Origin of the sequence: Methylobacterium bullatum, assembly GCF_014845095.1 — a bacterium.
Classification (GTDB): Bacteria; Pseudomonadota; Alphaproteobacteria; order Rhizobiales; family Beijerinckiaceae; genus Methylobacterium; species Methylobacterium bullatum.
In genome coordinates, this window is record NZ_NKUG01000101.1 from 1 (window position 1) to 9206 (window position 9206).

A 9206-nucleotide genomic window follows, 5' to 3' on the forward strand; every position below is an offset into this window, starting at 1 on the left:
CGTTGGCGCCGAGGCGAGGATCCCGACCCCGCGAAACGATTACGACGCCACCCTCGGCGCGATCGTGGCGCTGGTCCGGCGCCTGGAGCGGGACGCCGGAGGCGTCGGCAGCGTCGGTATCGGCATGCCGGGGGCCATCACCCCCGGTAGCGGCCTCGTGAAGAACGCCAACTCGGTCTGGCTGAACGGCAGGACTTTCGTCATCGATATCGAGGCACGGCTCGGCCGACCGGTCCGGGCGGAGAACGATGCCAATTGCCTTGCGGTCTCCGAGGCGGTGGATGGCGCGGGTGCCGGGGCACGGGTCGTCTGGGCGATCATCCTCGGGACCGGCGTCGGCTCCGGCATCGCCATCGACGGGGTGGCCCTATCGGGTGCCAACCGCATTGCCGGTGAATGGGGCCATAACCCGCTTCCCGCGCCGCGCGACGACGAACGGCCCGGCCCGTCCTGCTATTGCGGGCGGCACGGCTGTATCGAGACCTGGCTTTCTGGCCCCGGCCTCGCCGCCGATCATGCCTGCCGTGTCGGTGCTCCGGCAGCGACCGGTGAGGCGGTGATCGCCGCTGCGCGCGCCGGTGATGCCATCGCATCCGAGAGCATCACCCGCTATCGGGAGCGTCTCGCCCGCAGCATCGCCGGCGTCATCAACATCCTCGACCCCGACATGGTGGTCCTCGGCGGAGGCTTGTCGACGGTGCCGGAACTGACCGCCGATCTCGACGCGCTTCTTCTTCCGCACGTCTTCTCGGATGAGTGCAGAACACCGATCCGGGTGAGCCACCACGGCGACGCATCCGGCGTGCGGGGTGCAGCCTGGTTATGGGGCATCCCCGCCTGAGCCTCTCCCCATCGCGCCCCGCAGCCGGTATGGACGGGGACAATCACACAACGACGTGAGCGTATTCCCATGACGAGTCTGGCTTCCCTCGATCCCGCCGCCCGCGACGCGCTTCACGCGAAGACCCGCGAGGCCTACGAGGCTTTCAAAAGTCGCGGCCTCAAGCTCGACATGACCCGTGGCAAGCCGGCGCCGGAGCAGCTCGACCTGTCCAGCGCGATGATGTCGTTGCCCGGCAACGGCGATCATTTCGCCGAGGCGGGTGACGATGCGCGCAATTATGGCGGCCTCCAGGGGCTGCCCGAGGCGCGCGCTCTGTTCGCGCCGATGGTGCAGGCGCCGCCGGCCCAGATCGTCATCGGCGACAATTCGAGCCTCGCGCTCATGCACGATTGTATCGCCTGGGCCCTGCTGAAGGGCGTGCCCGGCTCGGTGAAGCCCTGGTCGAAGGAGGAGGAGCCGGTCTTCCTCTGTCCCGTTCCCGGCTACGACCGCCACTTCGCCATCTGCGAGGCCCTGGGCATCCGCATGCTGCCCGTCCCCATGACCGGCCAGGGGCCGGACATGGACGTCGTCGAGAAACTGGCCGCCGATCCGGCCGTGAAGGGCATGTGGTGCGTGCCGAAATACGCCAATCCGAGCGGCGAGACCTATTCCGACGAGACTGTCCGGCGCCTCGCTTCCATGGAGACCGGCGCCCCCGACTTCCGCCTGTTCTGGGACAACGCCTACACCGTCCACCACCTCACCGCGACGCGCCACCCCCTCGCCGACATCCTCGCCCTCTGCGAAGAGGCTGGCCATCCCGACCGGCCCTTCATCTTCGCCTCGACCTCCAAGGTGACCCTGGCGGGAGCGGGCATCGCCATGTTCGCTTCCTCCCCGGAGAACGTACGCTGGTTCCTCGGCCGCTCTTTCTTCCGCACCATCGGGCCGGACAAGCTCAACCAGCTGCGCCACGTCCGCTTCCTGAAGGACATGGCCGGCATCGAGGCGCATATGGAGAAGCAGCGCGCGCTCATCGCGCCGAAATTCCAGGCTGTCCTCGATGCTCTGGAGGCCCGCCTCGGCGGAACCGGCGCGGCGACCTGGACGACGCCCGAAGGTGGCTACTTCATCACCGTCGATACGGTGGACGGTGCGGCGCAGCGGACCGTGGCTTTGGCCAAGGAGGCCGGCATCGCCCTGACGCCCGCCGGCGCGACCTCTCCTTACGGACGCGACCCGCATGACCGCACCCTGCGTCTTGCGCCGACCTTCCCTTCGCTCTCGGACGTGAAGGCGGCGGCGGAGGGAATCGCCCTCTGCATCCTCCTCGCCGGACTCGAGACCGAGAAGGCGGCCTGACGCAAGCCGCCACTCATGGCGCATCCCTCCGCCCCGCCCGGGCGGGGGGAGCTGCCCGGAAAGCATATCGACGAATCCGCCGAAGGGGGGCTTCACCGTTGCCGCCCCATCCCGCTCATTCGTCGCAGATACGACAGGCCGCGATCCTCCACCATATATTGGCGGACGGTCTGAACGTTCGTGGGATCGGGTGGTGAAGGGGGCTCTCCCGGCCTGCGACAGGGCGGGAGACGTCACCGCCCCGAGGCGGCGGTGACAAGGAAGCCGAGCCCTATGGCCTCAGCGGAAGCCGCCGACCCTGCGGTCGCGCTTGCGCTCGGCGGCGGGCTGATACGCGATCTCGGCGTGGTGGGTGCAATAGGGCAGGCCGGTGATCGAGCGGTCGCCGCAATAGTGGAACTCCGGCGATGTCGGATCGCCCAGCGGCCAGCGGCACATGGACTCGCGCAGATCCATGATGGTCACGCGCTTGGACACGGCGAGCGGCATACTCTGGGCGGCGACCACCGCATTCGTCTCGGGAAACAGCAGGCTCGGCGCGGCGACGGGATCGGCCGCAGCCGTCATCTCCACGACGTTGTCGGCCTCGGCTTCGCGGATTGCCGGCTTCTTGCGGCCGTTGCCGGGCGAATCCGCCGCTTTCACGCGGCCCGACAGACCCAGCCGGTGGACCTTGCCGATGACGGCGTTGCGGGTGACGCCACCGAGCTGCGCGGCGATCTGGCTCGCGCTCAGTCCCTCGTCCCAGAGGCGCCGCAGTACCTCGACACGCTCGTCCGTCCAGCCAGCACCGGTATCCGTCATCGCCCCCTCCGACATCCGCTCGATTCCCCCGACCGACACGGGACGATCCCTGCGACACCTCGCATGGCCACTCCGTCCGTTGCCATACGGATGGTGGTCGCGCAGGGCACCCTTACGACGACGACCGGAACCGTACAGGACGCCTCGACACGGATGCAAGAGCACCCGGAAGGAGGGGGGGACTTTCCACCGGCAAACCGTCGGGGGCGTCCCGCGCGCAATGCGAAAGAGCCGGCCGGGACGCGGCTCCGCCGTGACGGCGAAGGCGTAATCCCTCGTCCACCCCCGGCCGCGCCGCCCGCTGGCCAAGCTTCCCCTTGACCTGCGGCGGGATCGGGCGAGAAGCGCGTATTTCAGCACGAGCCGAGTAGCGAGAGGCAGGTCATGGCCGCGACCGATCCGACCGAGGGACGCCGCTCCGGCGAGGTGCCGCCGCGCCTCGAGACGCGCGGGCTCAGCGTCGAGTTCGGCCGCAAACACGCCCTCGACGACGTGTCCCTCGCAGTCCGGGCTGGAGAAATCATCGCGCTTCTCGGTGATTCCGGTTGCGGCAAGAGCACTCTGTTGCGAGCGGTGGCGGGCCTCGAACAGCCGAGCGGCGGGCTGGTCCTGCTCGATGGTCAAGCGATGAGCGCCCGGGTGCCGCCGGAGGAGCGCGGCGTCGGCCTGATGTTCCAGGATTACGCCCTGTTCCCCCATCTCACCGTCCTGCAGAACGTCCGCTTCGGTCTTCACCGGCTGCGCGCCGATGAAGCCGATGCCGTCGCGAAGGCGCGGCTGGAGCAGGTCGGCCTCGCCGACCGGGCCGCGAGCTATCCCGGCTCGCTCTCGGGCGGGGAGAGCCAGCGCGTGGCACTCGCCCGTGCCCTGGCGCCGGGGCCGCGCGTGCTGCTTCTCGACGAGCCATTTTCGAATCTCGACCGGCGCAACCGCGACAGGGTGCGGGCCGATACGCTCTCGGTCCTGCGCGTCACCGGCGCCACCGCGCTCCTGGTGACACACGATCCGGAGGAGGCCTTGCTAGTGAGCGACCGCATCGTCCTGATGCGGGGCGGGCGCATCGTCCAGATCGGCACCGGCGCGGATCTCTATCGCCGCCCCGTCTCGTGGTTCGCCGCGAATTTCTTCGGCGATCTCATCGCTTTCCCCACGCGCTGCATCGACGGCGCTGCGGTGACGCCTTTCGGCGCGTTTCCGGCGCCGGGGATCGAGGACGGTGCGCCGGTCACCGCCTGCGTCAGGCCCGAGGCGATCGGGCTGGGGCACGCAGAATCCGGTCATCCGGCGCGGGTGATCCGGCGGCGTTTCCTCGGGCCCGTCGTGGAGTTGACCCTGGCGGCGGATGGATTTCCCGAACCGTTCCGACTCACGGTCTCCCAAGAGACATCGGCGGGGGAGGGCGATCGTGTGGGCCTGACCGTTGCGAAGGGAGCGGGGCTGGTTTTTGCCGCCGGACTGGATTAACCGAGCCTTGCTGTTCGTGCCCGGTAATATCCAGAAGTATAGTTTTTAACGATGATAAACTGAGGACATAAGTCTTGCTTTTCTCTCGAAGATGCGGCCCAGAACCGGTCATTGAGAGAAGAGGGATGGACGTCATGGTCGGTTGGGTCTCGAAATGTCTGATCGGCGGTGCGACCGCCTTCGCCTGGATCGCCGGAGCGACCGCCGCCGAGGTCAATATCTACACCACCCGTGAGCCTGGCCTGATCAAGCCCCTGCTCGATGCCTACACCGCCAAGAGCGGCGTCACCGTCAACACCGTCTTCGTCGAGAAGGGCCTTGCCGAGCGTGTGGCCTCAGAGGGCGAGCGGTCCAAGGCCGACGTGCTGATGACCGTCGATATCGGCAATCTCATCGAGCTCGTGGATCGCGGCCTCGCCCAGCCGGTCCGCACGGAGACCCTGGAAGCCGCCGTTCCGGCGCCCCTGCGCGATGCCGGCGGCCTCTGGTACGCCCTCTCCATGCGCGCCCGCGTCGCCTATGCCGACAAGGACCTCGCGGAGAAGGCCCTGACCTACGAGGATCTCGCCGACCCGAAATGGAAGGGCAAGCTCTGCCTGCGCTCGGGCCAGCACCCCTACAACACCGCGCTCATCGCCCATTACATCGTCAAGCACGGGCCGGATAAGGCGAAGGAATGGCTGACCGGCGTGAAGGCCAACCTCGCGCGCAAGCCGGCCGGTGGTGACCGTGACGTAGCCCGCGACATCCTGGCCGGAACCTGCGCGGTGGGTCTCGGCAACTCCTACTATGTTGGGCTGATGCGCTCGGGCAAGGGTGGCCCGGACCAGCAGAAATGGGGCGACGGGATCAAGGTCGTGCTGCCGGTCTTCACCAGCGGCGGCACTCATGTGAACGTCTCCGGTGCGGTTGTCGCCAAGAGCGCGCCGAACCGCGACGAGGCGGTCAAGCTTCTCGAATACCTCGTCTCCGACGAAGGCCAGGGCCTCTATGCGAAGGCCAATTTCGAGTATCCGGTGAAGGCGGGTGCGCCGATCGACCCCCAGCTCACGGCGCTCGGCCCATTGACCATCGATACCGTGCCGCTCGCCGAGATCGCCCGTAACCGCAAGGCGGCGAGCCTGCTGGTGGATACGGTGGGCTTCGACAACTGAAGCCCCGGCCGATGTCGGCCGCCGTCGAACTGGCCCGATCGCAGCCCGAGATCGCCTCCGAGGCCGCTCCGAGGGCGGCGCCGCGCTTGCGCATCGCCCCCATGGCCTGGGCGGCGGGAGCCCTCGCGCTCGCCGCCCTGATCCTCAGCCCGGTGGCGTCCCTGGCGCTCACCGCGGCGGGAGGGTCGAGCGACGTCTGGCCGCATCTCCTGGCGCATGTCCTGCCTCAGGCAACGATCACCACGGCACTGCTCCTGGGCGGCGTCGGCCTCCTCGTCGTCATGCTCGGGGTCGGCTCGGCCTGGCTCGTCTCGGCCTATGAGTTCCGAGGCCGCCGCTTCCTGGAAATCGGGTTGCTGCTGCCCCTGGCGGTGCCGACCTACATCGTCGCCTTCGCCTATCTCGACCTGCTCCATCCCATCGGCCCGGTCCAGAGCACCCTGCGCGAGCTTCTCGGCGTGGCACGGCCGAAGGATCTGCTGCTGCCGGAGGTCCGGTCCCTGCCGGGCTGCATCCTGCTCCTCGGCTTCGTGCTCTACCCTTACGTCTATCTGCCGACGCGGGCGCTTTTCGTGATGCAGGCGGGCACTCTCATCGAGGCGGCGCGCATCCTCGGGCGTTCGCCGACGGCGGTCTTCGTCCACGTCGCCCTGCCGTTGGCGCGCCCCGCCATCGCCCTCGGCACCAGTCTCGCCCTGATGGAGACGCTCAACGATATCGGCGCCGCCGAATTCCTGGGCGTGCGGACACTGACGGTGCAGGTCTACGCCACCTGGATCAACCGGTCCGACCTGCCCGGCGCGGCGCAGATCGCCCTGGTCATGCTGGCGATGGTGCTCCTGCTGCTGGCGGCCGAGCGCTGGGGCCGGCGCGGGCGCGGCTATGCCGGCACGGCCCAGCGCCAGCGCGGCATGGCCCGCCATCGCCTGTCCGGTGCTTCCGCCGCGGCCGCCTTGTGCCTCGGCCTCTTTCCCATCGCCATCGGCTTCCTGATCCCGGCGGCCTATCTCGTCCATTCCGCCATCGCCCGCGTCACCCGGCTCGGATTTCCCCGAGGCGTCATCGCCGAGGCGGGAAACACTCTGCTCTATGCCGGCCTCGCTACTCTGCTCGCGGCAGCCTGCGGGTTCCTCGTCGCCGCCGGCCCCCGCCTCGTCGCGCGGCGCTTCGGGCAGGGGCTGATCCGAATCGCCGCCCTCGGCTACGCGCTCCCCGGGGCGATCCTGGCGATCGGGCTGCTCGGCCCGCTGGCGCTCGCCGATGCCTCCCTGTCCCGCATCATGACGGCGCTGTTCGGCGTCGCTCCGGCGCTCATCGGCGTCGGTGCGGGTGGCGCTCTCGTCATCGCCTATCTCGTGCGCTTCCTCGCGGTCGGTGTCGGCGCCTGCGAAGCAGGCCTGGCGAAGGTGCCGAGCTCTCTCGGGGAAGCCGGGCGCATGCTCGGCCGGGGCCCCGTCGGCACGCTGATGCGCGTGCACCTGCCGATGACATGGCCGGCCGTGCTCAGCGGCGCGCTCCTCGTCTTCGTCGACTGCGTCAAGGAACTGCCGGCGACCTTGCTCCTGCGCCCGCTCAACGTGGAGACCCTGGCGACACACCTCTACGGGGAGGCGGTGCGGGGCACCTACGAGGACGGCGCGGTCGCCGCCCTGCTCATCGTGGTCGTCGGCCTGATCCCGGTGGCGTTGCTCATGCGCCTGGGCTCGGCGGACAACGCCCCGAGGGGCGGATAACGTCCCGGACCGCATCCCGTCGGAGGGGGGCGAGGACCGTCTCCGGTGGCAACCTGCCGACCGCCCTCTGATGCCGGCTTAGCGAGAAGGCGACAGAGGCCCTTGACGGGCGCGTGGGCCTCGCCCTAGAAGGCCCTCGGTCCGGGTGCGTAGCTCAGCGGGAGAGCATTCGCTTCACACGCGAAGGGTCACAGGTTCGATCCCTGTCGCGCCCACCATTCCCTCAAGCCGCAGCGATAGCCGGCACGAGGGCATCCACCGCCCCCACCAACTCATCGAAATGCTGGATCACCCGCGTGGGGCCGAGTTGCTCCACCGGCAGGTCGGTATAGCCGAACGGCACCGCGATGACCGGAATCCCCGCCGCCTTGGCCGCGTCGATATCCGCGCGTGAATCTCCCACCATGACGGCGCGCGAGACGTCGCCCTTGGCCTGCTCGACGGTCAAAGTGATATGGGCCGGGTTCGGCTTGTAGACCGGGAAGGTGTCGCGGCCGCAGATGGCGGCGAAGCGTCCGGCGACGCCGAACTCCTGCAGAAGCTGCTTGGCGTGGGCCTCGACCTTGTTGGTGCAGACCGCCAGCAGGAAGCCACGTGCGCTCAGCGTATCGAGCGCCGCCTCGACACCGGGGAACAGGTAGGAATGCTCGCTGAGATGCCGGCCGTAATGGTCGAGGAAATCGACGAAGAGCGTCTGCAGGCGGGCGTCGTCGATGGGTTCGCCTGCGGCCTCGAAGCCGCGCTGGATCAGTGCTTTCGCCCCGGCGCCGATCATGTCGCGGGCCCGGTCGAGGGGGAGAGTCGGCAGTCCCTCGCGGGCGAGGATCGCGTTGAGGGTCCCGACGAGATCGCCCGCGGTCTCGGCGAGGGTTCCGTCGAGGTCGAACACGACGATGGGCGGCAGGCTTGGCATGGGGACTCTCAAGGTTGGTGGAGTGGCGACGGGTGATCTCGGGTTGGATGACGGTGTGACGGTGTGACGGTGGGCGGGCGCACGGACGCCGCGGGCCGAGAAAAATCCGATGCACACGCAAAGGCTTAACGTACAGGTCGGGCTGCTTTCCGTGCCACGATGCTGTAGAATCCGGCCATGATGCGATCAAGGCCGCCGCGAGCGGGTCACGGTTGCGCCGCAAGGCCGCTGTAGGGAGGCGGCCGCGAGATTTCCCTGCAAGATTCATCTGTCTGCATCAGGACATGAAGGCGACCATGCGTTCGACACTGCCGACCGACCGTGCGTTCATATCCGCCGTTCCAGCCGCCTCCACCCATTCGTGGCGAGCCATGGGATGCCGGGCAGGGATTGCGCTGGCCCTTCTCGCCTCTACGGCCGCGGGTGCCCGCGCCGCCTCCTTCGAATTCGTCCCCGCGCCGCAGATCGACCTCAACCGGGTCTACCGCGTCGACAAGGTCACGGGCGAGGTCACGTCCTGCCAGTACGGGCTGCGCGAAGGCGCTGTAGGCAGTGTCGGCCTCACCGTCTGCTACGGCTCCGGCGAGGGCGCCAGCGCCCAGGCCCCGTCCGAATACGGCCTCGTCGCCTCCCGCCACACCCGCGAGGCCGGGGTGTTCCGCGTGAACTACCGCACCGGCGAGATGAGCATCTGCTACGTCCAGCTTCAGAAGGAGGCGGTGGTGTGTACGGCCCAGGCGAACCCGGCCGCCAGCGGTCCCGAGGAAGCCGTGGCCACGGGACAGGCGCCCGGCCGCGCCGGGCCGAGTGCCACGCCGCCCCAGAACCCCCGCCCCTGACGGCGATCGGCGCGCATGTTCGGCGACAGCCGCGTTGGACGGCGTTGCCAGCCGTGCTAGGGCCACCGGACTTTCAGCGGCCCAGCCCGTAGCCCGAGAGCCCGCCCATGC

Annotated in this window: 8 protein-coding genes and 1 tRNA gene; 7 read left to right on the top strand and 2 right to left on the bottom strand. The window is 68.9% G+C overall.

Annotated elements, in window-relative coordinates; all coding sequences use genetic code 11:
* Together MBTS_RS15000 and MBTS_RS15005 are read left to right on the top strand one after the other, a co-directional pair.
* Positions 1–841 (top strand): ROK family protein (locus MBTS_RS15000; RefSeq protein WP_192215947.1); only part of this gene is annotated, 841 nt, incomplete at its 5' end.
* 69 nt (positions 842–910) lie between these two features.
* On the top strand, positions 911–2188 hold the full coding sequence (locus tag MBTS_RS15005; RefSeq protein ID WP_056161549.1) for an aspartate aminotransferase type Ic: 1278 nt from the start codon (positions 911–913) through the stop codon (positions 2186–2188).
* A 279-nt stretch (positions 2189–2467) separates the two neighbouring features.
* Here MBTS_RS15005 and MBTS_RS15010 read toward each other — a convergent pair whose 3' ends face one another.
* Positions 2468–2992 carry a GcrA family cell cycle regulator gene (locus tag MBTS_RS15010; RefSeq protein ID WP_373321307.1) on the bottom strand — a complete coding sequence of 175 codons (525 nt, stop codon included), beginning with the start codon at positions 2990–2992 and terminating at the stop codon, positions 2468–2470.
* A gap of 384 nt (positions 2993–3376) precedes the next feature.
* Between MBTS_RS15010 and MBTS_RS15015 the strand changes: the two genes are divergently transcribed.
* From MBTS_RS15015 to MBTS_RS15030, 4 genes are all read left to right on the top strand, one after another.
* Entirely contained in the window at positions 3377–4456 is a 1080-nt protein-coding gene (locus MBTS_RS15015; RefSeq protein WP_187273434.1) for an ABC transporter ATP-binding protein, read from the top strand.
* A gap of 125 nt (positions 4457–4581) precedes the next feature.
* Complete coding sequence (locus MBTS_RS15020) at positions 4582–5610, top strand: extracellular solute-binding protein (RefSeq protein ID WP_056140148.1); 1029 nt, start codon at positions 4582–4584, stop codon at positions 5608–5610.
* Positions 5611–5621: 11 nt separating this feature from the next.
* Positions 5622–7343, top strand: coding sequence for an ABC transporter permease (locus MBTS_RS15025; RefSeq protein WP_373321304.1), 1722 nt, complete (start codon positions 5622–5624; stop codon positions 7341–7343).
* A gap of 143 nt (positions 7344–7486) precedes the next feature.
* A tRNA-Val gene (locus tag MBTS_RS15030) sits at positions 7487–7561 on the top strand.
* Positions 7562–7566: 5 nt separating this feature from the next.
* On the opposite strand, the gene gph is transcribed toward MBTS_RS15030, so the two are convergent.
* A complete protein-coding gene (gph, locus tag MBTS_RS15035; RefSeq protein ID WP_147832572.1) occupies positions 7567–8256 on the bottom strand; it encodes a phosphoglycolate phosphatase in 690 nt (229 codons plus the stop codon).
* Between the two features lie 371 nt (positions 8257–8627).
* On the opposite strand from gph, the gene MBTS_RS15040 reads away from it, so the two are divergent.
* A complete protein-coding gene (locus MBTS_RS15040; RefSeq protein WP_192215948.1) occupies positions 8628–9095 on the top strand; it encodes a hypothetical protein in 468 nt (155 codons plus the stop codon).
* Positions 9096–9206: the final 111 nt, after the last annotated feature.

What these genes read in the sequence shown, in the direction of transcription:
- MBTS_RS15005 (WP_056161549.1), top strand. Translation starts at nt 911, where the DNA reads ATGACGAGTCTGGCTTCCCTCGATCCCGCCGCCCGCGACGCGCTTCAC.
- MBTS_RS15010 (WP_373321307.1), bottom strand. Translation starts at nt 2,992, where the DNA reads ATGACGGATACCGGTGCTGGCTGGACGGACGAGCGTGTCGAGGTACTG.
- MBTS_RS15015 (WP_187273434.1), top strand. Translation starts at nt 3,377, where the DNA reads ATGGCCGCGACCGATCCGACCGAGGGACGCCGCTCCGGCGAGGTGCCG.
- MBTS_RS15020 (WP_056140148.1), top strand. Translation starts at nt 4,582, where the DNA reads ATGGACGTCATGGTCGGTTGGGTCTCGAAATGTCTGATCGGCGGTGCG.
- MBTS_RS15025 (WP_373321304.1), top strand. Translation starts at nt 5,622, where the DNA reads ATGTCGGCCGCCGTCGAACTGGCCCGATCGCAGCCCGAGATCGCCTCC.
- gph (WP_147832572.1), bottom strand. Translation starts at nt 8,256, where the DNA reads ATGCCAAGCCTGCCGCCCATCGTCGTGTTCGACCTCGACGGAACCCTC.
- MBTS_RS15040 (WP_192215948.1), top strand. Translation starts at nt 8,628, where the DNA reads ATGGGATGCCGGGCAGGGATTGCGCTGGCCCTTCTCGCCTCTACGGCC.